Annotated in this window: 30 protein-coding genes, 1 tRNA gene and 1 pseudogene; 13 read left to right on the forward strand and 19 right to left on the reverse strand. The window is 65.6% G+C overall.

The annotated features are described in order from the left end of the window. Positions 1-406 (forward strand): annotated as a pseudogene (locus tag ASE63_RS28435) (ATP-dependent DNA ligase); the annotation flags it as partial. Between the two features lie 285 nt (positions 407-691). Here ASE63_RS28435 and ASE63_RS14950 read toward each other — a convergent pair. Beyond that, positions 692-946, reverse strand: a complete 255-nt coding sequence (locus ASE63_RS14950; RefSeq protein ID WP_056802500.1) for a hypothetical protein — start codon at positions 944-946, stop codon at positions 692-694. 58 nt (positions 947-1004) lie between these two features. Here ASE63_RS14950 and ASE63_RS14955 point away from each other — a divergent pair, with 58 nt between their 5' ends. From ASE63_RS14955 to ASE63_RS14960, 3 genes are read left to right on the forward strand one after another with little or no spacing between them, the layout of a single operon-like run. Continuing rightward, positions 1005-1262, forward strand: a complete 258-nt coding sequence (locus ASE63_RS14955) for a hypothetical protein (RefSeq protein WP_056802503.1) — start codon at positions 1005-1007, stop codon at positions 1260-1262. Beyond that, on the forward strand, positions 1259-1654 hold the full coding sequence (locus ASE63_RS27295) for a hypothetical protein (protein ID WP_156410372.1): 396 nt from the start codon (positions 1259-1261) through the stop codon (positions 1652-1654). Before ASE63_RS14955 ends, ASE63_RS27295 begins: the two co-directional genes overlap by 4 nt. Beyond that, positions 1647-2369 carry an SOS response-associated peptidase family protein gene (locus ASE63_RS14960; protein WP_056802506.1) on the forward strand — a complete coding sequence of 241 codons (723 nt, stop codon included), beginning with the start codon at positions 1647-1649 and terminating at the stop codon, positions 2367-2369. Before ASE63_RS27295 ends, ASE63_RS14960 begins: the two co-directional genes overlap by 8 nt. A 207-nt stretch (positions 2370-2576) precedes the next feature. On the opposite strand, the gene ASE63_RS14965 is transcribed toward ASE63_RS14960, so the two are convergent. The 7 genes from ASE63_RS14965 to ASE63_RS14995 all read right to left on the reverse strand — a co-directional run bounded on the left by ASE63_RS14965 (position 2577) and on the right by ASE63_RS14995 (position 5317). After that, a complete protein-coding gene (locus tag ASE63_RS14965) occupies positions 2577-2909 on the reverse strand; it encodes a hypothetical protein (protein WP_156410373.1) in 333 nt (110 codons plus the stop codon). 227 nt (positions 2910-3136) lie between these two features. Then, positions 3137-3391 (reverse strand): hypothetical protein, encoded by a 255-nt coding sequence (locus ASE63_RS14970; RefSeq protein ID WP_056802512.1) that lies wholly within the window; start codon positions 3389-3391, stop codon positions 3137-3139. Then, positions 3381-4034, reverse strand: coding sequence for a hypothetical protein (locus ASE63_RS14975; protein WP_056802515.1), 654 nt, complete (start codon positions 4032-4034; stop codon positions 3381-3383). Before ASE63_RS14975 ends, ASE63_RS14970 begins: the two co-directional genes overlap by 11 nt. Beyond that, positions 4024-4242 (reverse strand): hypothetical protein, encoded by a 219-nt coding sequence (locus ASE63_RS14980; RefSeq protein ID WP_056802517.1) that lies wholly within the window; start codon positions 4240-4242, stop codon positions 4024-4026. Before ASE63_RS14980 ends, ASE63_RS14975 begins: the two co-directional genes overlap by 11 nt. Continuing rightward, positions 4235-4510: a helix-turn-helix transcriptional regulator gene (locus tag ASE63_RS14985; protein ID WP_056802521.1), complete on the reverse strand. Its 276-nt coding sequence runs from the start codon at positions 4508-4510 to the stop codon at positions 4235-4237. The genes ASE63_RS14980 and ASE63_RS14985 overlap by 8 nt, the downstream gene beginning before the upstream one ends. A gap of 16 nt (positions 4511-4526) precedes the next feature. Beyond that, positions 4527-4787 (reverse strand): hypothetical protein, encoded by a 261-nt coding sequence (locus ASE63_RS14990; protein WP_056802525.1) that lies wholly within the window; start codon positions 4785-4787, stop codon positions 4527-4529. After that, positions 4784-5317, reverse strand: a complete 534-nt coding sequence (locus tag ASE63_RS14995; RefSeq protein ID WP_056802528.1) for a hypothetical protein — start codon at positions 5315-5317, stop codon at positions 4784-4786. Before ASE63_RS14995 ends, ASE63_RS14990 begins: the two co-directional genes overlap by 4 nt. Before the next feature lie 58 nt (positions 5318-5375). On the opposite strand from ASE63_RS14995, the gene ASE63_RS27300 reads away from it, so the two are divergent. Continuing rightward, positions 5376-5546 (forward strand): hypothetical protein, encoded by a 171-nt coding sequence (locus tag ASE63_RS27300; protein WP_156410375.1) that lies wholly within the window; start codon positions 5376-5378, stop codon positions 5544-5546. A gap of 5 nt (positions 5547-5551) precedes the next feature. On the opposite strand, the gene ASE63_RS15000 is transcribed toward ASE63_RS27300, so the two are convergent. Genes ASE63_RS15000 through ASE63_RS15010 form a run of 3 tightly spaced genes read right to left on the reverse strand, consistent with a single transcriptional unit; the run spans position 5552 to position 6581 of the window. Continuing rightward, the gene (locus ASE63_RS15000; RefSeq protein WP_056802531.1) at positions 5552-5917 is read right to left on the reverse strand and encodes a hypothetical protein; all 366 of its coding nucleotides are present in this window, start codon (positions 5915-5917) and stop codon (positions 5552-5554) included. Continuing rightward, positions 5914-6282, reverse strand: a complete 369-nt coding sequence (locus ASE63_RS15005) for a hypothetical protein (RefSeq protein WP_156410376.1) — start codon at positions 6280-6282, stop codon at positions 5914-5916. The genes ASE63_RS15000 and ASE63_RS15005 overlap by 4 nt, the downstream gene beginning before the upstream one ends. 11 nt (positions 6283-6293) lie before the next feature. Then, a complete protein-coding gene (locus ASE63_RS15010; RefSeq protein ID WP_156410377.1) occupies positions 6294-6581 on the reverse strand; it encodes a hypothetical protein in 288 nt (95 codons plus the stop codon). A gap of 88 nt (positions 6582-6669) precedes the next feature. On the opposite strand from ASE63_RS15010, the gene ASE63_RS15015 reads away from it, so the two are divergent. Beyond that, on the forward strand, positions 6670-6945 hold the full coding sequence (locus ASE63_RS15015) for a hypothetical protein (RefSeq protein ID WP_156410378.1): 276 nt from the start codon (positions 6670-6672) through the stop codon (positions 6943-6945). After that, the gene (locus ASE63_RS15020; protein ID WP_056802542.1) at positions 6938-7399 is read left to right on the forward strand and encodes a GIY-YIG nuclease family protein; all 462 of its coding nucleotides are present in this window, start codon (positions 6938-6940) and stop codon (positions 7397-7399) included. The genes ASE63_RS15015 and ASE63_RS15020 overlap by 8 nt, the downstream gene beginning before the upstream one ends. 146 nt (positions 7400-7545) lie before the next feature. Here ASE63_RS15020 and ASE63_RS15025 read toward each other — a convergent pair. Beyond that, a tRNA-Pro gene (locus ASE63_RS15025) sits at positions 7546-7623 on the reverse strand. Positions 7624-7825: 202 nt separating this feature from the next. On the opposite strand from ASE63_RS15025, the gene ASE63_RS15030 reads away from it, so the two are divergent. Further along, entirely contained in the window at positions 7826-8650 is an 825-nt protein-coding gene (locus ASE63_RS15030) for a methyltransferase domain-containing protein (RefSeq protein WP_056802545.1), read from the forward strand. Positions 8651-8724: 74 nt separating this feature from the next. Here the strand turns inward: ASE63_RS15030 and ASE63_RS15035 are convergent, their stop codons facing one another. Genes ASE63_RS15035 through ASE63_RS15045 form a run of 3 tightly spaced genes read right to left on the reverse strand, consistent with a single transcriptional unit; the run spans position 8725 to position 12661 of the window. Further along, the gene (locus ASE63_RS15035) at positions 8725-9819 is read right to left on the reverse strand and encodes an acyltransferase (RefSeq protein ID WP_056802548.1); all 1095 of its coding nucleotides are present in this window, start codon (positions 9817-9819) and stop codon (positions 8725-8727) included. A 17-nt stretch (positions 9820-9836) separates the two neighbouring features. Then, positions 9837-11111 (reverse strand): O-antigen ligase family protein, encoded by a 1275-nt coding sequence (locus ASE63_RS15040; RefSeq protein ID WP_056802551.1) that lies wholly within the window; start codon positions 11109-11111, stop codon positions 9837-9839. Beyond that, positions 11108-12661: an undecaprenyl-phosphate glucose phosphotransferase gene (locus tag ASE63_RS15045; RefSeq protein WP_056802554.1), complete on the reverse strand. Its 1554-nt coding sequence runs from the start codon at positions 12659-12661 to the stop codon at positions 11108-11110. The genes ASE63_RS15040 and ASE63_RS15045 overlap by 4 nt, the downstream gene beginning before the upstream one ends. Positions 12662-13207: 546 nt before the next feature. Here ASE63_RS15045 and ASE63_RS15050 point away from each other — a divergent pair. Both ASE63_RS15050 and mdtI read left to right on the forward strand, forming a co-directional pair. Further along, the gene (locus ASE63_RS15050; protein WP_056802557.1) at positions 13208-13579 is read left to right on the forward strand and encodes a multidrug efflux SMR transporter; all 372 of its coding nucleotides are present in this window, start codon (positions 13208-13210) and stop codon (positions 13577-13579) included. Continuing rightward, positions 13576-13914: a multidrug/spermidine efflux SMR transporter subunit MdtI gene (mdtI, locus tag ASE63_RS15055; RefSeq protein ID WP_244491417.1), complete on the forward strand. Its 339-nt coding sequence runs from the start codon at positions 13576-13578 to the stop codon at positions 13912-13914. The genes ASE63_RS15050 and mdtI overlap by 4 nt, the downstream gene beginning before the upstream one ends. Positions 13915-13926: 12 nt before the next feature. Here the strand turns inward: mdtI and ASE63_RS15060 are convergent, their stop codons facing one another. Beyond that, positions 13927-15090 carry a glycosyltransferase family 4 protein gene (locus ASE63_RS15060; RefSeq protein WP_056802560.1) on the reverse strand — a complete coding sequence of 388 codons (1164 nt, stop codon included), beginning with the start codon at positions 15088-15090 and terminating at the stop codon, positions 13927-13929. A 19-nt stretch (positions 15091-15109) separates the two neighbouring features. After that, positions 15110-15670, reverse strand: coding sequence for a polysaccharide biosynthesis/export family protein (locus tag ASE63_RS15065; RefSeq protein ID WP_056802563.1), 561 nt, complete (start codon positions 15668-15670; stop codon positions 15110-15112). Between the two features lie 187 nt (positions 15671-15857). Here ASE63_RS15065 and ASE63_RS15070 point away from each other — a divergent pair, with 187 nt between their 5' ends. Together ASE63_RS15070 and ASE63_RS15075 are read left to right on the forward strand one after the other, a co-directional pair. Then, positions 15858-18026, forward strand: a complete 2169-nt coding sequence (locus ASE63_RS15070; protein WP_056802566.1) for a GumC family protein — start codon at positions 15858-15860, stop codon at positions 18024-18026. A gap of 79 nt (positions 18027-18105) precedes the next feature. Next, entirely contained in the window at positions 18106-18462 is a 357-nt protein-coding gene (locus ASE63_RS15075; RefSeq protein WP_056802569.1) for a DUF1801 domain-containing protein, read from the forward strand. A gap of 50 nt (positions 18463-18512) precedes the next feature. Here ASE63_RS15075 and ASE63_RS15080 read toward each other — a convergent pair whose 3' ends face one another. Beyond that, the gene (locus ASE63_RS15080; RefSeq protein ID WP_082609964.1) at positions 18513-19766 is read right to left on the reverse strand and encodes a GNAT family N-acetyltransferase; all 1254 of its coding nucleotides are present in this window, start codon (positions 19764-19766) and stop codon (positions 18513-18515) included. A 132-nt stretch (positions 19767-19898) separates the two neighbouring features. Between ASE63_RS15080 and ASE63_RS15085 the strand changes: the two genes are divergently transcribed. Next, entirely contained in the window at positions 19899-20954 is a 1056-nt protein-coding gene (locus ASE63_RS15085) for a polysaccharide deacetylase family protein (protein WP_056802574.1), read from the forward strand. Positions 20955-21065: 111 nt separating this feature from the next. Here ASE63_RS15085 and ASE63_RS15090 read toward each other — a convergent pair whose 3' ends face one another. After that, entirely contained in the window at positions 21066-21275 is a 210-nt protein-coding gene (locus ASE63_RS15090; protein ID WP_056802575.1) for a DUF2842 domain-containing protein, read from the reverse strand. Positions 21276-21368 lie beyond the last annotated feature (93 nt).

Genomic DNA, 21368 nt, shown 5'->3' on the forward strand with positions numbered 1-21368 from the left:
CCGGGACGCGCCTTATCGCCCGGGCCGCGGCGGCGACTGGCGCAAGATCAAATGCGTGCAGAGCGAGACCTTCGTCATCGTCGGCTATGAGCCGTCGACCGCAGCGCTGGGCGGGATTGGTGGCCTGCTGTTGGCAGCACGGAAAGGCGCCGAGCTCGTCTATATCGGCAACGTGGGGACGGGCTTCACCCATGCCAGCGCCACCGCCCTTCGGTTCCTGCTGGCAAGGCTCAAGGTCGACAGACCCGCCGTGGCGCTCAAGCGAAAGCGAGTAGTGTGGGTTTCGCCGGAACTGCCGGCCGAGATCGCGTTCCGCGGCTGGACCGACGACGGCAAGCTGCGGCACGCATCGTTCAAGGGCCTCCGCGAGGACGCGGACGAGGCCGCAGTGTTCGAGATCGGATAGGGCCATCAGCGCGACCAGCCGTAGCGGTCACCGAATCGTAGAACTCGTGGGTATCACCGCGGCTCATCAGATTCTTGGAGCCGCAGCGGGAGCAGAAATAGCGCAGGCAGATGTCGGGTATCGGCGTCTCATGCGGGAGCCCACTGACATCGATACCGTTCCTGTAGTGGCCGCAGTCGTTGCAGAAAATCTCGATGCGGCAGAGGCCAAGGGCCATAACGCTGCCGACGGTCGCTGGTGGGATTTCGGTCCCGTCGCTCCGATAGGCCCGTCGGGGACTCCGATTCATAGCGCCCTGATTTGCTCTTCAAACTCCTCCGGGATCGCGCCGTGACGCGCAAGCACGTCGAGCGCGCTGACCTCGCCGGTTTCGTCGTCGGCGGTGACGTGGATAACCGCGACCCCTTCCGCCGTGCGGCCCAGCCGCTCGCCTTCGTTGAGGGCGTGATGCTTCGTCTTGGCAGGCACGCGCTGGCCTGGAACCAGACGCTTCCGATGCGTCTTGAAGGGCTGGAGGAAGAACGTTTCGACGCTGGCCATGGCTTGACTCCCGAGATCTGTATGTTCTCATTACGTTCTCATTTCAGGGAACGCAATCATGTCCGCGCAGCCAGCTGATCAGCAGGTCGACGACACCTCGCTCGACGCCGAGATCACGGCGCTGATTGAGGATCTGGTGGACGAGCATGAGGGGTTCGAGCGGGCGGCGCTGCGGGCATTGGCGCGCAGCTATCTGTTGCTTTTGACTGAGAGCGACAGGTTGAAGGTCGATGCCGACCGATCGTGTTCGCGCGGCTTCCTGCGAGGGCTCTTCTCGGACGGGGCGCGGCCCGTAGCGGTCGACGATGAGCCGTGAGCCGCCGTGACGAGCCGCCCGACCCGGGCACGAGGTTGATCGACTATCCGTGGGTCGTGATCCGGTTCCGTTGTCACTTCTGCGAGCGGGGTGGCAACTCCCGTCTTGCTGCCTGCGTCGCTCAATTCGGCAGGTTCGCGACCCTGGATCGGTTGCTGCACGCATTCATGTCCGGCTGCCCGCACGATCCATACGACCAATCCCGCAGTCCACCGCAGAAATACGGCCGCAAGTGCGGAGCCTACCTGCCCGATCTGAACTCGGGCAGGCCGCCCGATCATCCCCCCTCGATGACGGGCCTGTCCTTGATCGAAGGTGGCAAGGCGGACATGCTGCCCGCCGAGCCGGCGCCTGTCGAGCGCCGCCGCAGGGTGGGCGACGCTGATGTGTAATCTCTACAGCCACACGCGAAACGTCGAGGCGATGCGCAAGCTCTTCGCCAAGTTCGACGACGCCGGCGCGAACCTGCCGGTGCAGCCTGGCATCTTCCCTGACTATGACGCGCCGATCATCCGCAACGGGGACGGCGGCGCGCGCCTCGCCATGACGCGCTGGGGCATGCCCTCATCGAAGAAGGCGATCTTCGATGCGGCGACCGCGCGGGCAGACAAGTTGCGAGCGAAGGGCAAGGAGGTCGATTTCGACCTGCTCCTGCGCATGGAGCCCGATAAGGGGACGACCAATGTGCGCAACACCTCGAGCTCGCACTGGAAGCGCTGGCTCGGCGTTGAGAGCCGCTGCTTGGTGCCGTTCACGTCCTTCAGCGAGTTCGATTGGGGTTCCAAGCAGGACGTATGGTTCGCCTTCGGAGACGATCGGCCAACGGCATTCTTCGCGGGCATCTGGGCGCCGCAATGGACGAGCGTGCGCAAGATCAAGAACGGTGAGGAGACGGCCGACCTCTATGCCTTCCTGACGACTGAGCCGAACGCTGAGGTCGGGCCGATCCACCCGAAGGCAATGCCGGTTATCCTGACCACGCCGGAAGAGTGCGAGGCGTGGATGACGGCGCCGTGGGAGCAGGCGAGGGTGCTTCAACGCCCGCTGACGGATGGCTCGCTCCAGATCGTGGCGCGCGGTGTCAAGAAAGATGGCGAGACGGCCTAGCTGAACAGCATCGACCAGAGCTTATAGGCATTGCCGGCGAGCATGAGATAGGCGCCTGCGCCGACGACAAGCATTGCTACCGTGGGCCATATCCAGCGTGCTGCGAATGATGGGTAGGGCTCTTTCACCTGAACCACCCCCACAGAGCAATAAGACCCAGCCCTATAGCCGTTACCACCATCTTCGCGTTGGAAGGGCCGTAGCGCATTAGGGGCGATCCGCATAAAGAGCTATCGGATATAGCGCCTTGCACCTGTCGCGGCGCCCCTTTTCCTCCGGGATGCTGTCCAGTTCTCGTTGCGTGATGGCCCTCAACTCGTCTGCGGCCATGAACGCGACTGGTGTGGCGGCCGCCTCCCTTGCTTGCCCTTCGTCGGCAAGCATCTGCATGCGAAGGTCGTGGATCTCCCGCTCCTTCTCCGCCAGGACCGGCGCGAAGAGGGCCAGCACGGCGCGGGCTTGGCGAAGGGCATCGGTGCCCGTTGAAAATACGGTGATGTAGGTCGGGTGCTTGGCTTCCATCTCTCTGATGTGCGCCATCTCAGCATCCCACTGACCAAGGGATACGGGCATCTGATGTCGGGCCTCGCAAAGCACCCTCGCGACCTCCTCCGTGCTAGGCAACCCAACCTGTGCATTTTTTGCACACGTTGCGCTCGGCATCGCAGGGGCGGGGCTAGTCATGGGGGAGGCTCCGTGATTTTCAGGGCCGCGGTACGATAATGCCGCGTTTCTCTGTTCCAACGATAGGCCTGCAAAGAAGCCCCTCATTCCGTTCCTCCCGCCGCGGAGAGAAGGGCGCGGCCGGCGGGGGTGATGACGCCGTGGCGGTCGATCAGCCCGGCCAGGAACAGGTCGGGGGCATCACGAAACCCAATGTGGACTCGCCCGTCCGCGCCGGTGTTGTAGACGCGGGGCTTGTCGGACGCCGCCGCCGGCCAGAGTACAGCGTTGGGCTCGGCTGCCATCTCCAACGCCTTCATGTGCGCGCTGGTCAGCCCTGTCATCTTCTCACCGCTCATCGCTTCGCTCCTTGGTCAGGGCTGCGCTGGCGATCCGTCGTGGCCAGTCAGGATCAAGGGCGATCTCGGTAACATCCTGATCCGCAATCTCCCGTAGGGCTGCCTCCCTACCCGTCTCGCTCGGGGCGGGCGACGCGAGGGCGGCGAGCAGATCGTAAGCGTCATTCAAACGTGCAAGGTCGCGAGCGGCGAGGTGCCGATAGCTCTTGAATATGCTGATGCGCGCTTCGTCGAGTTTCGCCATCGCCTCCCGCACCGCATCCACCCCGCCAGCGGTCGCATCCGGCAGCGGTGCGGGGGAGGCGTAGAGCGCTGCCTCGAAGAAGTCCCTGAGAATTTGGTCGCTCGGGGCGTCGGTGCCGAGGCGCACTCGCACAGCAGCAACCCACTTATCTGGGTCTCGCCCAACATCTTCGAAAAAGCGTGGGCCGAAAGTTGTTTTACCCCGCGCTACAATGGGTTTGGTCCTTTCCTGCTCGCAACGGCAATCCCAGCTAGGTGCAAGCCCTCGGCAGCACGCCTCACCGGGCGCGGCCTTGGCGGTCTCGTAGGCGAGGACGAAGGCCTTCCGGCTTAAGCGGAACTGATGCGGGGTGTTCTCGTCCGCGTAAGCTGCCTCAAGCGCCCTTTCGTCAATCTGCATCACCGAACCTCGCGAAAACACGGGTGATGGAAACCTCGACACGAGGCGGCTCGTCTTCTGGGACACGCGGCCACATGCGGATGTCGTAATCCGCGCCGTGCCGCTCGATGAGTTCGGCAACGAGCGCGTTTAACTTACCGACCGCCCGCTCAAGGTCCTGTAGGTGAATCGTCGGGATAGCCTTCTCGTCGATCTCGATCTCAGCCATTGCGGGGCTCCTGTGTGGTGGCTTCGGAGAGCCATTTGCTGATGCGAAGGTAGTTCTCGACATCCGGCGTCTTGCCGTTGCAGACTCGCGAGACCGTCGCATGGCCACAGCCGATTTCGACGGCGGCCTCTCTCATCGTGATATGCTTGCGGGCCATCAGCACGCGGACCTGTGTCGCGAAAGCTTCAGCGTTGAAAAGCGGCGCCATCATCCCTCCTCCTGTGGCGATGTCCCATTCGGCGGCGCCGGCTTGCAGCCTCGCCACCATCTCAGACGCGCGCGGGTCAGACATCGGCGGGGTCCTTCATTTGCACGCTGAAACTGAGCGTCGACATGTCGAAACCCCTTTCTTCCAGTAGTTGCGCCAACGTCTTGCCGTCGTGGATGCCGACCCCTTCAAGAGCGTCGGAGAGGATGCGGCCCTCGGATCGCCCAGCCCCGGCGCCGCCGTAAGCGTATTGGATGGCGGGTTTGTCCCATCGGTCTGCCTTGCCGAAGCGCGCGACGAGCTGCCCCGGCTTTGCCCTCACGAAACGACGGCTCATTCGCCGGCCTCCTTCTCGACTGCGGCTAGGGTGGAGCGGGCGCGGCGGAGATCGCTTATCTGGATGTAAACGACATCAAGATCGCTGCGGGCCTTGTAGAAATCGGCCAAGTTTGCGAATTGCTCCAAGCCACTACGCATCGCCTCGACTTGGGACTGGAGGGACGCGATGGTGGATTCGGCGGCGGTGAGCTTTGCGGAGTAATCGTCCGCGCGAGCAGCAAGCGCCTCATATGACGCCTTGAGAAACGCTTTTCCCGCCTCCGCCTTATCCGCCCGCTCTTTCTCGGATCGGGCGGTCTCTTCGGCTAGGGTGAGGCGGGAGAGGAGGCGGGCTATCGCGTCGGGGGAGCAGCGGGCGATGTGGGCGGACGTTTCCCGGCCGGTCTTGACCGACGCCACGTGATCTTCGCCTGCGAAGATTTCACAGAATAGTGCGTATCCAGGCTCCCAAGGCCCCGGCGTCACGCCGTCCAGCCCGCGCCTCAGCGCCTCGACCTCACCATCGGTTGCGGGTTCAGGGGCGGTCATGCTGCCTCCTTGGAGCCATTCTCAATCTGTGAGATCGTGCGGTAGGGAGGGCTTGCCGATGACGGACATCGACATCGTTTCGCGCCTGGTGGCGGCGGCCGAGAATGCGCCGGCTGATCTCGCTGAACTGCTTAAGCAGGCGGCCGAAGACATCGAGACCCTGCGGATGATGGTTGGCATCCGAGAGGAGGTCGAACTGGAATTCGCAGAGCCGGCGGGGAGCGCGTAGGGGCATCATCGCGGCGCCCTTTCGATGGCATCCCGAAGCACGCGCATCCGCTTGATCGCATCGCCGTGGCTTTCGCACCGGATGACGATATTGTTGCCGTCGAAGCAGCAATCAGGGTCAGACAGGGCCTTGGCTGCGCTTTTAATGCCCGCCAGGTCAGCCCTCAGGCCCGCACAAAGGCTTGCGAAGCCGTCGCGCTCCTGGTCGAGCGCGTCGACTTGGGAGAGCCGTGCAGCCACCTTTCGGCAGTTCGCCGCGTTGGCCACATTCGACCAGAAAGCGCCATCCTCGCCGTGAATGTCGCGGCGCTCGAAATACGCCGCCGCTTCATTGAGAAATGCGATGAGGGATTGCGTATCAGGACCGTTCATTCCTCTTCCTCCGGGCGAGAGGAAGTGACCGAGCTAGATTCGGCGAGGGACGAGGCCTTGGAGAGGGCGGAGTCGATCAGAGCGAGGGCTTTTGAATTGTCGCGACAAAGGTCCTCGGCGAGGACAACCCAGCCGCGAGCTTCCTTCAACGCCTCATACAGATCGGGCGCAGCGGCGATCAGGCGGGCGTTGGCAAGCGCCTCCTCCGCCGCGTACTCCTCACCGTCTTCGGGCGCGTCCCACGCGGGGACCATCGCAGCTGGATACCGGTCGCCGTTGAGGACGATATGGGTGTTGCCGCGGGATCGGAAATTCGGCGAATACTCGACATGCCACGGCCCCTCTGTGTGCTTGCTCTCAGCCATGGGGGAGATGCTCACGGCTCGAACTCGCTGTAGTTGCCGACGTGCCAAGCCTGAACGTTCTCGACATCTTCCGCATGGCCGGCGCTAACGAGCCACGGCAGGAAGCCATCGGGGTCGGGGCCATCGACCCAAGGCCGTTCAGCTTGGGGCTTCCACGAAAATCGGTAGTGCTCAGCGAGATATGAGCGCTTCACGTCGCGCAGCACGCGCACAGGCCCGCTCCATCGCTGGTCGCTGTATTCGCCCGTCTCGATAATCAGCAGCGTCCCAGCCGCGATGATTTGGTCCAAGTCGGTCATCTGCTTGCCCTCGTTGTAGGGTGTAATTTGCATTTGCGTCGAGAAAAATATATGTTGCGTTGATTATCTGGTCAAGCGGAAAATCAACGTGACATTGATTGATTGCGACTCGACGGAAGGTGCGTTAGCGAACGCCATGGACAATGAGCCGTGGCAGAAGCGCGCGAAGCTGGCAGGACTGAGCCAAAAAACGCTCGCGCGGCTACTGGGCGTCGCGGAAAACACCATGTCGCAGCAGCTGCGCGGCAAGTGGCAGTCAGGCACGCCCCGATATGTGATGTTCGCGATTTTAGCGTGGGAGCGTTTGCCTCAACCGGCCAAAGAGGAGCTGATCCACTGGGCTGAGGAGCGTGACGATGCGTGAGCGCTACGTCTATGTGATTGGCGAAGACGACGGGCCGCAGAAAATCGGCCTCTCGTGGTATCCGCCGAACCGGCGCGCGTTCCTGGCCCGCGTGACCGCGAAGCGGCTCAAGCTCCACCATTACGCGGCCGTCAGCGCTGTCGATGTCTACGCGGTTGAGCGGCTCGCTCATTGGCGGCTGCGCGATCTGCGGTTGGAAGGCGAGTGGTTCAACATCACACCGAGTGCGGCTGCTGAGGAAGTTGAGCAAGCCGTGCTGGCATTCGCTGCCGGCGACCGCGCGCCATATGCTGAGCCGAAGGAAGTCGAACGCGCCACGGTCATCGCACCGGCCAGCATGATGGCGCGCGTCGAAGAGTGGCGTCGCAAGCAGACGAAGATCCCCAGCAAGTCGGAGGCGATCCGAATGCTGGTCGATCAGGCGCTGGCGAATGAAGCGCGACGCGGAAAGTGATTCTGAGAACGCGAGGGGAACGCTTTGCGGGGGGTTGTACGGGGGCTCTTGCACCGTAAGGCGCAGAATCGCGGCACTGCGCGCAAGATGGTTTCGCCGCTCGAACAAACGCGAACGTTCTAACCTATTGATTTTAGTGGGTTTTATGGTCGGAGCGAGAGGATTCGAACCTCCGACCCCTTGTCCCCCAGACAAGTGCGCTAACCGGGCTGCGCTACGCTCCGACGCGTCGGCTTATAGTGGCGGGGCGCAACGGATGCAATCGGCTTCGACAGGTTGTTTCACCGCTTCCTCGATTATCTCCGCCAGCGCCACTCAGGCAGAGATCGATGCGTAGGCGATTAACTGTGGCTCAGGGCTTCGATTGCCTGCCGGGCGCGATGCCCCCATGGTCATTGGCGGGACGGGAAGGGTGTCGAGACGGAGATGACCATGTCGTTGGCGACGGTGATCGCAGCCCCTGCGGGGGACATTACGCGCGCATCGGTGCATCCTGGCGGTTCGCTCGGGACGTTCTTCGGCGAGCTTGCGCCGGACTGGCACTCGCAATGGGCCTGGGACAATTACGAGGAGACGATTCTCGCCCTGTCCCGGCAGTTCGGCCTGCGTCGCGTCTGCGAGATCGGCGGCGGGCGCGATCCGCTCTTCACCGCCGAGCAGGCGGCCCGCCGCGGCATCGACCTGATCGTCAACGACATCGACGAGAACGAACTCGCGCTGACGCCGGCCGGGCTCAAGACGGCGCGCTTCGACATCGCGGGCGATCTGTCGGAGCCGGACATCGCGCGCGGCGGCTACGATCTGATGGTGTCGCGCATGGTCTTCGAGCATGTCGCCGATGTCGAGCGCGCCTGGACCAACATCCATGAGCTGCTTGCTCCGGGAGGCGTTGCGCTCGCCTTCTTCCCGACGCTCTGGGCGCCGGTCTTCGCGCTGAACCATGTGCTGCCGGAGAAGGCCTCGCGCGCCATCGTCCATACGCTGTTCCCGCAGCGGCGCGACGGTGGCGGCGATCCGAAATTCCCGGCGCATTACGACTGGTGCCGCGGCAGCCGCGCCAGGCTCGGCCCGATGTTGAACCGCGCCGGCTTCAACGACGTGCACGTCCAGCGCTTCTGGGGTCACGGCTATTTCGACCGCATGCCCGGCCTGAAACAGGCCGACCACGCCTTCAACGCGCTGGCGGCGAAGATCGGCTGGGACTTCGTGACGACCTACGCTTATGTCGTCGTCCGCAAGGATGCGCGCTAGGGCGACTACCGTCCTTCGGAGGCGGTCAATCTATCGCTCTGTTCCAGCATCGGCGCCCGGCTGCTGAACCTGCATCATGACAGGGCGGAGGCGGGCGCCGGAACGGTTCGCGGCGAGGTTTCGCTGCGGGGTTGGACCCAGCGCAGCAAGGGGCGCTCGACCCAGAGATAGACCAGGATCGACGCGAAGGTCGCCGCCAGCGAGGCTGTCACCACATAGGCCGCGAGCGGCAACTCGCCGCCGACCAGCGCTGTCCAGATGTTCCGGAGCGGGCGCAGGATGAAGGGGTGGGCAAGATAGAGGCTGTAGGACGCATCGCCGACCATGGCGAGCCACGCCGTCATGCGGGACGTCGAGCTTGGCGCGAGTGCTGCCGCAGCGACGATCATCAGCGCTGGGATGCCCCAGCGCAGGCCGTCGGGCAGGCCAGACAGGCCGGCCAGTGCCTCGATGTCGAGCAAGCCTGCGAAGCCGAGAGCGCCGAGCAGGACCGCCGCTCGTGCCGTCAGGCGGGCACCCTTGAGATAGGCGATCGCCAGCAGGCAGCCGAACAGGAACTCCAGGATCAGGGACTGGCTCCAGAAGGCCAGTTGGACCTGCGCGGGCTCGAACATGATGCCGAACGCGGCGAGTGCCAGCAGGAAAAGCGCGAGCGCGCTCATCCCGTAGCGGAAGGGCAGGAAGAGTGCCCCCGCGAAGAGGGCGTAGAAGAACATCTCCATGTTCAGCGTCCAGCCCAGCGCCATGACCGGGCGGATCTCGCCCGGCACGCGCAGGCTCGGAATGAACAGGTAGGATGACAGGATATGCTGCCAGTCACCGATCGGGACGTTGAGCAGCCGCGGCGCGACCAGCCCTCCCAGCAGCAGCACCGTCGTCAGCAGCCAATAGAGCGGCACGATCCGCCTGATGCGGCGGGCGAGGAAGACGCGCCACGCGCCGCTTCGGCCGAACAGGTCCTTCGACGTGTAGACCATGATGAAGCCCGATATCACGAAGAAGATATCGACCCCGGCTCCCCAGCGAATGACCGACCAGTCGACCGGGCTGCTGCCGGTGGTCGCGGCCATGTGCTCGGTTTCACGCGCGGCGTGCCCGACGACGACCAGAAAGGCCGCGATGGCTCGCAGGACCTGAATGTTGAGGTTGTGCTTGGTTGTCGTCGCCATGCGTCGGCTCGTCGGTCTCAGGCTCTGTGCTCTTGGTGGCCGGCGTTCGGGCGCTGGGCCGTCACGCGCTGCATCTTGGCCTGGGCGGCCAGCCCCCAGACGAGGCCGAGCATCAGGTAGACATGGCGCCAGTGATCGGTGTCGATCTGCACGCCCTGGAGGATCGTGACGAACAGCACCGACCACAGCACGATCGCGTGCTTCTGCGTCGGTGTGCGCTGGAAGACGAGCCACCAGCCGGCATAGGCGGTGGACGCCATCAGGGCCAGCCAGGAGAAGCCGCCGAGCCAGCCATAGGACGCGAAGGCATTGACGTAGACGTTGTGCGGGTCGGCCTGCTGGAAGATCCAGCGGAAGCGCAGTGGCCCGAAGCCGTTCGGCTCCTCCAGCAGCATCGGGATCGAGCGCAGCTGGTTGCCGAAGCGTCCGGTGACCCCGCCGTCATAGTCCTGCACCAGGCTGGCGCGGATCTCGAAGACGCTGCGGATGTTTTCGAAGGACAATGCCACCAGGAGCGCCACGGTGAGGAGCCCGAACGCGGCCAGCGTCAGGGCGACGATACGCGCCCGTCCGGCGGCGCTCGAGGCGGTGAGGAAGGTCAGCGACACCATCAGCAGCGCCGATGCGGCGAGATTGCCCCAGCCGCCGCGCGAGAAGGTCAGGAAGAGGGCCGCGATCGGAACGCTGAGCAGGAAGAGGCCGCGCATCAGGCCGCATCGGCCGATCAGGATGTTCTGAAGCACGAAGATGATCGGCACGACCAGGTAGGGGCCGAGCACGTTGGGGTCCTTGAACGTCCCGGAGGCCCGGCCGTAGAGCGTGAAGGTCTCGCCCGTTCCGGCGATGTCGAAATAGCCGGCGATGGCCGCGAGACTCGCGCACCAGGCGGCGAACAGATAGCCCTTCAGCAGCGTTTCCAGGCGCCCGAACGCGTCCTCGGCCATGATCGCCGCCAGGGTGACGGCCGTGATCATCAGATAGACGGAAACCGCCATGAAGCGGACCGCGTCCGAATCGCTCATCCAGGGGATCAGCGAGAAGAAGCCGCCGAGATTGAATGCGAGAAGCAGAAGCGCGAGCGGAAGCAGCCTCGGCGAGAAACGGATGCCCGTCACCGCGAAGACGAGGAGGACGACGAGAAAGGCGATCTCGTAGGGCGCCGGCTCGACCAGCACGAGAAAGCTCGACGCCGTGAGCAGCCACAGCGAGCCGCGCTTGATGGCGGCATAGGATACGGCAAAACGGCCTTGCCCTGCCGCTCTTCCGCGATCCCGCTCCGTCAGCGCGCTCAATACGCGTTCTCGTTCTTGGTCAACAGCGAGAACGGCGTCTTCGCCAGGATGTAGAGGTCGAGCAGCACCGACCAGTTCTCGATGTAGTAGAGGTCGTGCTCGACGCGGCGCTGGATCTTGTCCTCGGTGTCCGTCTCTCCGCGCCAGCCGTTGATCTGAGCCCAGCCGGTGATGCCGGGCTTGACCCTGTGGCGGGCGAAATAACCGTCGACCACCTGCTCATAGGCGCGGTTCGAGGCCTTGGCGTGGAGCGCATGCGGGCGAGGGCCGACAAGCGAGAGATCGCCCTTGAACACGACGTTCAGGAGCTGCGGCAACTCGTCGATCGAGGTCTTGCGGATGAAGCGGCCGACGCGCGTGACCCGCGGATCGTCCTTGGTGACCTGCTGGGCGGCCTTGTGGTCGCTCATCTCATGATAGAGCGAGCGGAATTTCAGGACCTCGACCTGCTCGTTGTTGAAGCCGTAGCGCTTCTGGCGGAACAGCACCGGCCCCCGCGAGTCGAGCCTGATCGCGATCGCGGTCGCGATCATCAGCGGCGAGAGCGCGATCAGCGCCAGCGTGCCGACGACCTTGTCGAAGAGCCATTTGACCACGATGTCCCAATCGGCGATCGGCCGGTCGAAGACGTCGAGCACCGGCACGGCCCCGAGATAGGAATAGGAGCGCGGCCGGAAGCGTAGCTTCGACATATGCGCCGAGAGGCGGATGTCGATCGGCAGCACCCAGAGCTTGCGCAGCATGCCGAGCAGCCGTGCCTCGGCCGAGATCGGCAGGGTGAAGATCACGAGGTCGAGCTTGGTGCGGCGGGCGAACTCGACGAGATCGTCGATGGTGCCGAGCTTCGGATAGCCTGCAACCAGATCGGGCGAGCGGTCGTCGTTGCGGTCGTCGAAGACGCCGCAGATCTGCAGGCCGGTGTCGCGCTGCGCCTCGAGCGCCTTGATCAGCGCCTCGCCGGCCTCGCCGCCGCCGATGATGGCGGTGCGCCGCTCCAACCGCCCCGTCCGGGTCAGGTGCCGCACGCCGAATGTGACCAGGAGGCGCTCAGCGAGCAGAACGGCCGCGCCGGCGCTATAGAAGCCCAGTAGCCAGACGCGCGAGACCTGATCACCGATCTTGAGAAAGAAGAAGACCGCGAGCGTGATCAGGAAGAGCAGCGTCCAGCCGCTGACGATCCGGACGGCCGTCGCCAGGAAATTCCGCAGCGCACCGACATGATAGAGGTGCAAGGCCTGGAACGCGGCGAGCGCCCCGACGGCGAGCGCCGGGATCGTGATCTGGTAGGGCAGGGTGCTGCCGACGCTGCCGGCGGCGTAGAGCCAGTAGATCAGCCCGCCGGTGCCGGCGACGGCCAGCATGTCGAGGAAGCGCACCACGCCTTCGATCATCACGGGCGAGAGCGTCGGCTTGACCGGGATCGCGGCGATCTTCTCCGCCAGCGGATGGAAGGCGCGCGTGCCGCTCTTCGTCTTACCGAGCATGTCGGGCGTGGCCGAGGCGGCAGCGTCCGCCTTCATCATATCCCGGACGTCGAACGCGCCAGCCATGAAACTCAACCCCTGATCGCGGTCGGCGCTACCGGCTTTCCGTCTCTACCGCCCCGTCGAACTTGCCGTTGACCTACCGGAAAATGCTCACGGAAGGCTTAATCCGACCATTCGCTGTTTCAGCACGGGGGAGGGTACGTCATGCATCCGCTGGATGCGAGGAACGGTTCGGACGCAAGGCTCCGAAATCGATCCGCAGGGCTCACTCGGAAATTCGGATTTTTCCTCGGCCGATCAAGGTATTGGATACCTTTTCAGGGTTTCGATTCAGCCTGTATTTCAATGTTTTAAATTGCGCCGAAGTTGTTCTCAGGTTGACGCAAGGCATTATCGAGGCTATATCAATCCGTGATGAGTGTATGAGAAGCACATTTTCAGGCGACCATTCCTTCTGACTTTCGCGGTCAGGGCATCGTCGCCATTCAGCCTTCGCGGCGGCCTGCGCTGCGGGCTCTTCTCTTTTGACTCTGACCTCAACTCAAGCTCTTGCCTAGCTGCCTGGCGTCGCCCCCGCGACGCCCGTGGCCGGCTTCGCCCGTGTGCAACATGTCTACCCATTGGTTCTTCCTGCTCGCGGCCATTGCCGTCGAGATCGTCGCGACGGCCGCGCTGAAGTCGTTCGTCGCGGCGCCCTGGCTGGTGGCGCTCCTGCCGCTCGGCCTGATCGGCCTCTCCTTTGCGCTGTTGAGCGTCGCTCTGCGCGTCATCCCCCTCGCGGTCGCCTATGCGGTCTGGGAGGGGCTCGGCATCGTCGGCATTGCTGCCGTCGGTCATCTACTCTTCGGCGAGCATCTCAGCGCTGGGCGCCTGGTTGCGCTCGCCGCGATCCTTGCCGGCATCCTTCTCCTGGAACGGGGTGTCGGCGACGATCATGCCGATCAGCCCCGCAATGCTGGAGTCGATGGGAGGCCGGTGTGACCTTCGCTTTGACACCACCGGTGCTCGCCATCGCCTGGCTTGCTCTCGCGGTCGGGCTGGAGGTTGCCGGTTCCTGCCTGCTCAAGCTTTCCGACGGCATGCGCCACCGCCTGTCGGGACTGGCCGGCATCGTGCTGGTGGTCGGTGCCTTCGCGGCGCTCGCCCAGGCCATCCGGGGTATGGATCTTTCCGTCGCCTATGCCGTCTGGGGCGGGGCGGGCCTGGTCGTGACCGCCATCATCGGCGCGCTCGTCTTCGGCCAGCGCATCCGGCCGACGGGCTGGGCCGGCATCGGCCTGGTGCTGGCCGGCGTGGTGGCGCTCAAGCTGCTCTGAGCGGGCGGCCGTTCAGGCCTTCGCGCGGCGCAGGATCGCGATACGGTACGCTTCGATCACGCCGTCGATCATCGTGTCGAGCCGGAAGTTCTGCCGCACATGCTGCGCCAGATCGGCGGCTTCCGCCCGGCGCTCGGCGTCCGGCGTGGACAGCGTCCGGCGGATCGCGTCCGCGAGGATGATCGGATCGTTCGTGGGGATCAGCCGGTCCCTGTGGCGCGGCCCGTAGATCTCGTTGATGCCGCCGACATCGGTGGAAACCAGCGGCTGAGCCGCTGCTGCCGCTTCCAGGATGACATAGGGCAGCGACTCCGCTCGCGACGGCACCACCATGACATGCGCCCGCGAGAGCGCCTTGCGGATCGGCCCCGGCGGCTCGAAGGCGCATTGCGAGGCGATGCCGCGCGACACCGTCATGGCGCGGAGTGCCGCCTCGTCAGGTCCTGAGCCGACGATCAGGAGGCGCGGCCTCGAGCCGTCGCGTCTGCCGAGCAGGCTGACCGCATCGATCAGCGTGTCGATGCCCTTGGCCGAGCGCAGTTCGCCCAGATAGACGAGGTCGAAATCCGCATCAGTATGGTCGATCGGCTCGAATTCCGGTTCGGAGATGCCGTTCAGCACGATGCGGTGGTCGGTGCGCGGGGGATGGCCGATATGGGCCTCGAAGCGCCCGGCGATGAAGCGGCTTTCGAATAGGAACATGTCGGTGGCGCGCTCGAGCAGCCGCTCGACCGCCATGTAGACCCGGTGTTCCGCGCTTCCGGGCTTGTAGTTGAAGCTTCCGCCATGCGGCGTATAGGCGGTGACGTAGCGCCGCTGCGGGCTGAAGAGCGCCGGCAGGCGGCCATAGAGCCCGCCCTTCGAGCCGTGGCAGTGCACCACATCGGGAGCAAGCCGCGCGCGCGCCGTGATCGCGCTCAGCTGCGCGCGTGCATCGGTGAGGCTCGGATAGCGCGACATCGGCACGCGCGTGATGCCCAGCGTGAGCGTCGCGGACAGCTCGGCGAAGACGTCGTCGGCGCGTTTCCCGCCCGTGGTCGAGTCGCAGAAGATGCCGACCTCGTGGCCGAGTGCGGCCTGGCCGCGCGCGAGATCGAGCACATGCCGGAACAGGCCGCCGAGCGGCGCGCGGAAGACGTGGAGGATCCGCAGCCGCGGCAGGGACGGGTCCGTCATCGGCGGGTTCCGATCGTGTTCAGAACCAGCGTTCCTTGATGACGATCGTGTCGCCGGGCTGGACCGGATAGGTGATCGGCACGCTCGCCGTGACGAGCTGGCCGTCGATCTGCCGCGTCACCTCGGCTGAGGCGCGCTGCCCGCGCGGCGTGAAGCCGCCGGCGATCGCCACCGCGGTCTGCACCGTCATGCCGGGCACGAAGGGGAACTGACCGGAATTCGTCACCTCGCCGAGCACGAAGAACGGCCGGTAGGTGTCCACCTCGACGGAAACCTTGGGCTCGCGGATGAAGCCGGCGCGCAGCCGGGCCTCGATGGCTTTCTCGAGCTGCTGGGTGGTGCGGCCCTGCGCCTCCACCGTGTCGATCAGCGGCATCGAGATCCGGCCGGACGCATCGACCGCGTAGATGTTGGAGAGATTGTCCTGTCCGAAGACGATGATGCGCAGCCGGTCGCCGCTGGCCAGCCGGTACGGCCCGCTCGCCTGCGCGAGCGCATAATCCGCCGCTTCGTAGCGAGGAGCGCAGGCGCCGGCCGCCATTGCGGCAGCCAGGGCGAGGGAGACAAGACGAAGGCGCATCACCAGCAGTATCCGTGCGGAAACGCGCCGACATTGCCGCGATATGGTTAACAAAGCCTTCCGGGCAGGCTCGCCGGTGCCAGGTTTCCTGACGCTGCGTGATCTTAACCCCGCACTAACCTTACTGCGCTTTCATCACGCTTGCGTCCTGCTCCGGGCGCGAGAGTTCTGCGTGAATGGATGCGACATGACCGGCCAGACCGAGAATCCCGCGAGGGAGGATACCGCGCGCGACGGTGAGGGGCGTGGCGAGATGCTCGATCTCTCTGCACTCTGGGTCGCGATCAAGCGGCGCAAGGCCTGGATCGTCGGGCCGACGTTGGCCGCGTGCTGCCTGTCCTTCGTCGCGGTCAATCTCGTCACCCCGCGCTATACGGGCGAGGCCCGCATCCTGCTGGAGAGCCGCGGCGGCTTCTTCACGCTGCCAGGCCAGTCCTCGCCCGATACGACCGGCCAGTTCGACAGCGAGGCCGTGCAGAGCCAGGTCCAGCTGATGATGTCGCGCGATCTCGCTCGCGAGGCGATCAAGCGCATCGGCCTCGTCGGCAATTCCGAGTTCGATTCCGGCGCCGGTGCGCTGAGCTCGCTGCGCAAGCTCGCCGTCATGGTCGGCATAGGCGGCCACCCGGCGGACCATTCGCCCGAGGATCGTGTGCTGGAGAAGTATTTCGACCGGCTCCTGGTCTATCCGGTCGGGCGCTCGCGCATCGTCGCGGTGGAGTTTACCTCGCAGGACCCGGCGCTGGCGGCTAAGGGCGCCAACATCATCGCCAACACCTATCTCGAGCTTCAGGAGGCCGCCAAGCAGGACTCCGCCCGCAGCGCCTCCTCCTGGCTCTCGACCACCATCGAGCCGCTGCGCAAGCGCGTCGCGGACGCCGAGGCGAAGGTCGAGGAGTTCCGCTCGCGCCACGGGCTGTTCGTCGGCGCCAACAACACCACGCTCAACGCCCAGCAGCTTGGCGACCTCTCGACCCAGCTCTCGGTGGCCCGCAGCCAGCAGGCCGAGGCGCAGGCCAAGGCCGGGCTGATCCGCGATGCGATCAGGCAGGGCCGCACCTTCGAAATCCCCGACGTCGCCAACAACGAACTGGTGCGCCGGCTGATCGAGCAGCGCGTCAACCTGCGCGCCCAGATCGCGCTTGAATCGCGCAACCTTCTCTCCGAGCATCCCCGCATCAAGGAGCTCAACGCCCAGCTCGCCGATCTCGAAGGACAGCTCCGCGCCGCCGCCGAGCGCACCGTACGGACGCTGGAAAACGAGGCCAAGATCGCCGGCCAGCGCGTCGAGAGCTTCAACGCGGCGCTCGAGGGGCAGATGAAGAACGTCTCCTCCGGCAACGAGAGCGAAGTGCAGCTGCGCGCGCTGGAGCGCGAGGCGCGCACGCTGCGCGAGCAGCTCGAGCAATACATGCTGCGCTATAGCGAGGCGGTGGCCCGCGACACCCAGAATGCGACGCCGGCGGATGCGCGCGTGATCTCGCGCGCCATCGAGCCGCCCGAACCGTCCTTCCCGAAGAAGCTGCCCATCGTGCTGGTGACGACGCTGGCGACCTTCCTGGCCTCCCTGGCGACGGTGGTGTCGCGCGAGCTGCTCAATGGCCGCGGCGAACCGCCTGCGCCGCCGCCGCCGCGGCGCACGCCGGGCTGGGTCGGCGGCGCAGCGGCCCCAAAGGACAGTGAAACGGCGGCGGATCAGCGGCGTGAGCGCGTCGCCGGCCTCCTGACCCATGCCGGGCGCGTTGGCCAGATCACGCTCGATCGCGACCGGCCGGAGCAGACGCTGGCCGATCTCGCCGAGCGCACCGATGAGCCGGCGCGCGGCATGGCGCCTCTCGTGCTGGTACTCGACGGAGCGGGCGAGGGCGCAACCACGCCCCATCACCTCGCCGAGCTCCTGTCGCAGCGCTGCCGTTGCATCATCGTCGATCTCGCGGCCGATGACGGCCGCCGCGAGCCCGGCTTCTCCGAGCTCCTCGCCGGTGAAGCCATGTTCTCCGACATCATCGGCCGCGCGCCGGGCTCGCGGCTGCACCGCATCGGCCCCGGCCGCGCCGGGCGCAACGCCGTGCTCGCCGCGCCCGATCTCGTCGACATCGCGCTGGATGCGCTGTGCGAGACCTATGACTGGGTGCTGGTCGCCGTCGCCTCGAATGATGCGGCTGCCGTGCTCGAACCGCTCGCCCGCCGCGCCCAGGGCGGCCTCGTCATGGCCGGCCAGGTCGGCAATGGCCACGCCGTCGAGACGGCCTATCGGCTGGCTGATCTCGCCACCGGCCCCGTCACGCTGATGCTGGACCCGCCGGAGGAAACCCCGTCGCGCGGCCTGCGCGAGCCGGACACGGCTGTGGTCTAGCCTCGATGCGGGCCGCGGCTTCGAGAGCCTTCGCGCCCCGTTCGTTGCCGTCGGGCATGCCGGAAGGCATGCTGCCGGCATGACGAGAACAGATAGCCATGAAGCTTATATCGCGGCGGCGCCGGAGCAGTTTCGAGCCCTTCTGGATCAACTGCGCGCACAGCTATCGCGGGCGCTGCCCGACGCCGAAGAAATCATCAAACACGACATGCCTGGATTTCAGATCGAGGGAACGATCGTCGCGGGTTATGCCGCCTTCAGTAAGCAATGCGGTTTATACGTTGATCCGGCTGCAATTGCTGCCCATGCCGACGAAATCGCGTCGTCGAAACTGAAGGCGACCAAGACTGGCGTCACGTTCTCGGTGAAGAATCCCATCACGGCCGCACTGGTCGAGAAGCTGGCAATCAGTTCGCGCAGCAAGAAGGGCTTTTAGCGACGGTCTCCCGTCACCAAAGCTCGCCCCGCGACCCGCAGGTGCCTGCCCTAATCGTCCACGGCGTTGCTGCGCCCGCGCTTCAGCCAGCCCGAGACGCGATGCGCCAGCTTCAGCGCCAGCGGCGAAGCCTTAATTCTGCGCTTGGCCCAGCGCTTGGCGCGAGCGACGCCTGCAAAGGCATGGCCCTTCGCGGTCAGCGGCAGGAAGCTGTCGACCAGCTCGTCGCGCTCGTCGCAGATCGTGGTCTTGTAGCGCGCCTCGCCGACGCCGAGATCGAAGACGGTGGTTCCTTCGCGGCATTTCAGCTTGATCAGGTCAATCAGCAGGATCTCGCCCGGGCTGGTCTTGGCCGCCTCGCTCTCCATGTCGAAGGAGGTCGCCATGCCCGAGAAGCGCCCGCCCTGCATCGCCCCGATATAGGTGGCAACCGGGCTGCCGGCGAGGTCGAGGGAATAGAGCTCCAGTACGGGGGCGTGCCGGCCATCCGCCTGAGCTGCCCGTTCGATGAAGCCACGCATGCCGGGTTGCGCGAAAGGGTCGGCAACGCCCATCGCGCGGAAGCGCGCGGATTTCTGCAATAGGAAGGCGTCGAGCACCCGTGCGATCTCGGCCGGCTCGCGGGCCCGCAGGAACTCCGATGGCCCGTAGCTCGCGAAGCGGTTGCGCTTGTTCTTCAGCTTCTTGTGGGCATGGCTGCTCATCGAACGGCGCAGCGAGCCATCACAGTCGCCCGCGGCGAGGGCGAGCTTGTAGGCTCCGCTCGGGCTCGGCCCCGCGGCGAGGGACGCCAGCGGATTGGCCTGTCCCTGCCAATGCGTCGGCTGGTTGACGAAGATGAAGGCGTCGAGCCCGCCGATCGCTACGCCGATTTCGGTCAGCAGCAGCCGCGCCGCCGCCGGATCGAGTTTGGCGGCGAAGTCCGGCGCGTAGAGCCCCATATGGTAGTTGGCATGTTTGCCGCCGATGAATTCGGCGAAGCGGATGCCATTGCGGCGGGTGATGACCAGCGGCAGGATCGCGAGGGCCGCGCCGTCCGCATCCCTGACGGCGGCGAAGCGGACATCCATGCGCTCGGCGGCGCCCACCGTCTCGATGAAGGGGCGGACCCAGCCATAGGCCTGATAAGGCGTGACCAGCGCCCGCGCCTCGAGCGCGCGCCATTCGCGCTCGACCGCAGCGATGTCGTCATGAATGGTCGTCGCCTGCCAGGGACGGACTGCCATGGCGGGGCTGCGGCTCTCCTGCGAGATCGGGGCCGGCGGCGGGCTTTCGGCGCGTGCCGACATTGCGGGGGCGGACATGGGCGACAAGGCCTCGGGCGCGGACAGTCGCGCCTCCTTAACCCGCTATTGTGAACGGATCAGGCAAGGTCGCCTTGCCCGCCGCCGGGATCGGCGAACAGCGTTAGCGAGCGGTTGCTGCGGACCGGACAGATGAACCTGCGCCATCACCTTTTCTCAGCCGGCTTCGCGGCGATCTCGGCGACCGGCGCCGACCGCTGGGCCAGGGGCCTCGCGCGGGGTGTGGGTGTCATCCTGACCCTGCATCATGTCCGCCCGAAGCGCGAAGACGGCTTCCGTCCCAACGCCCTGCTCGAGATCACGCCCGATTTCCTCGACCGGGCGCTCGGCCTGATCCGGGCCGAGGGCTACGATCTGGTTTCGCTCGACGAGGCGCTGGCGCGCCTGTCCGCGCCGCGCGACGGCCGCTTCTTCGTGGCACTGACCTTCGACGACGGTTATCGCGACAATGTCGAGCATGCCTGGCCGGTGCTGGCGAAGCACGGCGCGCCCTGGACGCTCTTCGTCACGACCGGCTTTGCCGACCGCACGGCGAGACTCTGGTGGCTGGAGCTGGAAGAGGCGATCCGGGCGCTGCCGCAACTGGACGTCGCGCTCCCCGATGGTCGCTTCGGCGCCCGAAGCAGCAGCGACGACGAGAAGCAGAGCGTCTTCGACAAGCTCTACTGGCGCCTGCGCAAGCAGCCGGAAGCGATTCTGCTCTCAGCGATTTCCGATCTCGCCGCCCGTGCAGGAATCGACGCCGCAGCGCTCGTCGAGCGCGAATGCCTGCCCTGGGAGACGCTGCGGGCGCTGGCCGGCGCACCCGGCGTCACGATCGGCGCGCATACGCTGACCCACCCGATGCTGGCGAAGCATGATGCCGCATTCGCGCGGGCTGAGATTGTCGAGAGCAAGGCGCGGCTGGAAGCGGAACTCGACATGCCGATCCGCCATTTCGCCTACCCGGTCGGCGATCCGACCTCAGCCGGACCGCGCGACTTCGCGTTGGCGCGGGAGGCGGGTTTCACCAGCGCCGTGACGACGCGGCCCGGCCATCTCTTTGCCGAGCATTCCGAGCATCCGCACGCGCTGCCGCGCGTCTCGCTCAACGGCCTGCACCAGAGCGAGGCGGCGCTACGCGCGCTGCTGTCTGGATTGCCGTTTCTGCTGTGGAACCGGGGGCGGAAGGTGAATGTGGCGGGGTAGCCGTCATGCTCGGGCTTGTCCCGTGAATCTCGTGACGGGGAGACGTCGGAGCCACGTCCTGCTCGAGATTCTCGGGTCTGCGCTGCGCTTCGCCCGACAATGACGGCACCCTCACGGCCCGTCCTTCCGCTCCATCCACTTGATCAGCGGCAGCAGCGGCAGCACCCAGGCGAGGCCGAGCACGATATAGGCGACGGTCTGGACGAGCTTGGGCGCCTCGGTGATGCGTCCCTGCGCCAGCGCCATCGCAACGAGCGCGTAGACACAGACGAACACCAGGATGGCGACGGTCCCGATCAGCTTGCGGTGTGTCTGCCTCATCCTGTGATCTCCTGCGCTCCGCTGCCTGCGGCAATGCGGGTGTTGTCCGGTCCCGGCGCGCCGACTATCTGTCACCTGCCAGTGCGCTTGTGA

The organism is Allobosea sp. Root381, assembly GCF_001429395.1.
Lineage (GTDB): Bacteria > Pseudomonadota > Alphaproteobacteria > Rhizobiales > Beijerinckiaceae > Allobosea.

Coding starts and splice junctions, on each gene's coding strand:
- ASE63_RS14990 (WP_056802525.1), bottom strand. CDS start 4,787: ATGAGCCGTCGTTTCGTGAGGGCAAAGCCGGGGCAGCTCGTCGCGCGC.
- ASE63_RS27300 (WP_156410375.1), top strand. CDS start 5,376: ATGACGGACATCGACATCGTTTCGCGCCTGGTGGCGGCGGCCGAGAAT.
- ASE63_RS14980 (WP_056802517.1), bottom strand. CDS start 4,242: ATGGCTGAGATCGAGATCGACGAGAAGGCTATCCCGACGATTCACCTA.
- ASE63_RS14950 (WP_056802500.1), bottom strand. CDS start 946: ATGGCCAGCGTCGAAACGTTCTTCCTCCAGCCCTTCAAGACGCATCGG.
- ASE63_RS15045 (WP_056802554.1), bottom strand. CDS start 12,661: ATGGCTGGCGCGTTCGACGTCCGGGATATGATGAAGGCGGACGCTGCC.
- ASE63_RS15085 (WP_056802574.1), top strand. CDS start 19,899: ATGAACCTGCGCCATCACCTTTTCTCAGCCGGCTTCGCGGCGATCTCG.
- ASE63_RS15090 (WP_056802575.1), bottom strand. CDS start 21,275: ATGAGGCAGACACACCGCAAGCTGATCGGGACCGTCGCCATCCTGGTG.
- ASE63_RS14965 (WP_156410373.1), bottom strand. CDS start 2,909: ATGGCGCACATCAGAGAGATGGAAGCCAAGCACCCGACCTACATCACC.
- ASE63_RS15065 (WP_056802563.1), bottom strand. CDS start 15,670: ATGCGCCTTCGTCTTGTCTCCCTCGCCCTGGCTGCCGCAATGGCGGCC.
- ASE63_RS15005 (WP_156410376.1), bottom strand. CDS start 6,282: ATGGCTGAGAGCAAGCACACAGAGGGGCCGTGGCATGTCGAGTATTCG.
- ASE63_RS15035 (WP_056802548.1), bottom strand. CDS start 9,819: ATGGCGACGACAACCAAGCACAACCTCAACATTCAGGTCCTGCGAGCC.
- ASE63_RS15030 (WP_056802545.1), top strand. CDS start 7,826: ATGACCATGTCGTTGGCGACGGTGATCGCAGCCCCTGCGGGGGACATT.
- ASE63_RS15020 (WP_056802542.1), top strand. CDS start 6,938: ATGCGTGAGCGCTACGTCTATGTGATTGGCGAAGACGACGGGCCGCAG.
- ASE63_RS15050 (WP_056802557.1), top strand. CDS start 13,208: ATGTCTACCCATTGGTTCTTCCTGCTCGCGGCCATTGCCGTCGAGATC.
- ASE63_RS15080 (WP_082609964.1), bottom strand. CDS start 19,766: ATGTCCGCCCCCGCAATGTCGGCACGCGCCGAAAGCCCGCCGCCGGCC.
- ASE63_RS14970 (WP_056802512.1), bottom strand. CDS start 3,391: ATGAGCGGTGAGAAGATGACAGGGCTGACCAGCGCGCACATGAAGGCG.
- ASE63_RS15060 (WP_056802560.1), bottom strand. CDS start 15,090: ATGACGGACCCGTCCCTGCCGCGGCTGCGGATCCTCCACGTCTTCCGC.
- ASE63_RS15010 (WP_156410377.1), bottom strand. CDS start 6,581: ATGACCGACTTGGACCAAATCATCGCGGCTGGGACGCTGCTGATTATC.
- ASE63_RS15070 (WP_056802566.1), top strand. CDS start 15,858: ATGACCGGCCAGACCGAGAATCCCGCGAGGGAGGATACCGCGCGCGAC.
- ASE63_RS15000 (WP_056802531.1), bottom strand. CDS start 5,917: ATGAACGGTCCTGATACGCAATCCCTCATCGCATTTCTCAATGAAGCG.
- ASE63_RS14995 (WP_056802528.1), bottom strand. CDS start 5,317: ATGACCGCCCCTGAACCCGCAACCGATGGTGAGGTCGAGGCGCTGAGG.
- ASE63_RS14975 (WP_056802515.1), bottom strand. CDS start 4,034: ATGCAGATTGACGAAAGGGCGCTTGAGGCAGCTTACGCGGACGAGAAC.
- ASE63_RS15075 (WP_056802569.1), top strand. CDS start 18,106: ATGACGAGAACAGATAGCCATGAAGCTTATATCGCGGCGGCGCCGGAG.
- ASE63_RS14955 (WP_056802503.1), top strand. CDS start 1,005: ATGTCCGCGCAGCCAGCTGATCAGCAGGTCGACGACACCTCGCTCGAC.
- ASE63_RS14985 (WP_056802521.1), bottom strand. CDS start 4,510: ATGGTGGCGAGGCTGCAAGCCGGCGCCGCCGAATGGGACATCGCCACA.
- ASE63_RS14960 (WP_056802506.1), top strand. CDS start 1,647: ATGTGTAATCTCTACAGCCACACGCGAAACGTCGAGGCGATGCGCAAG.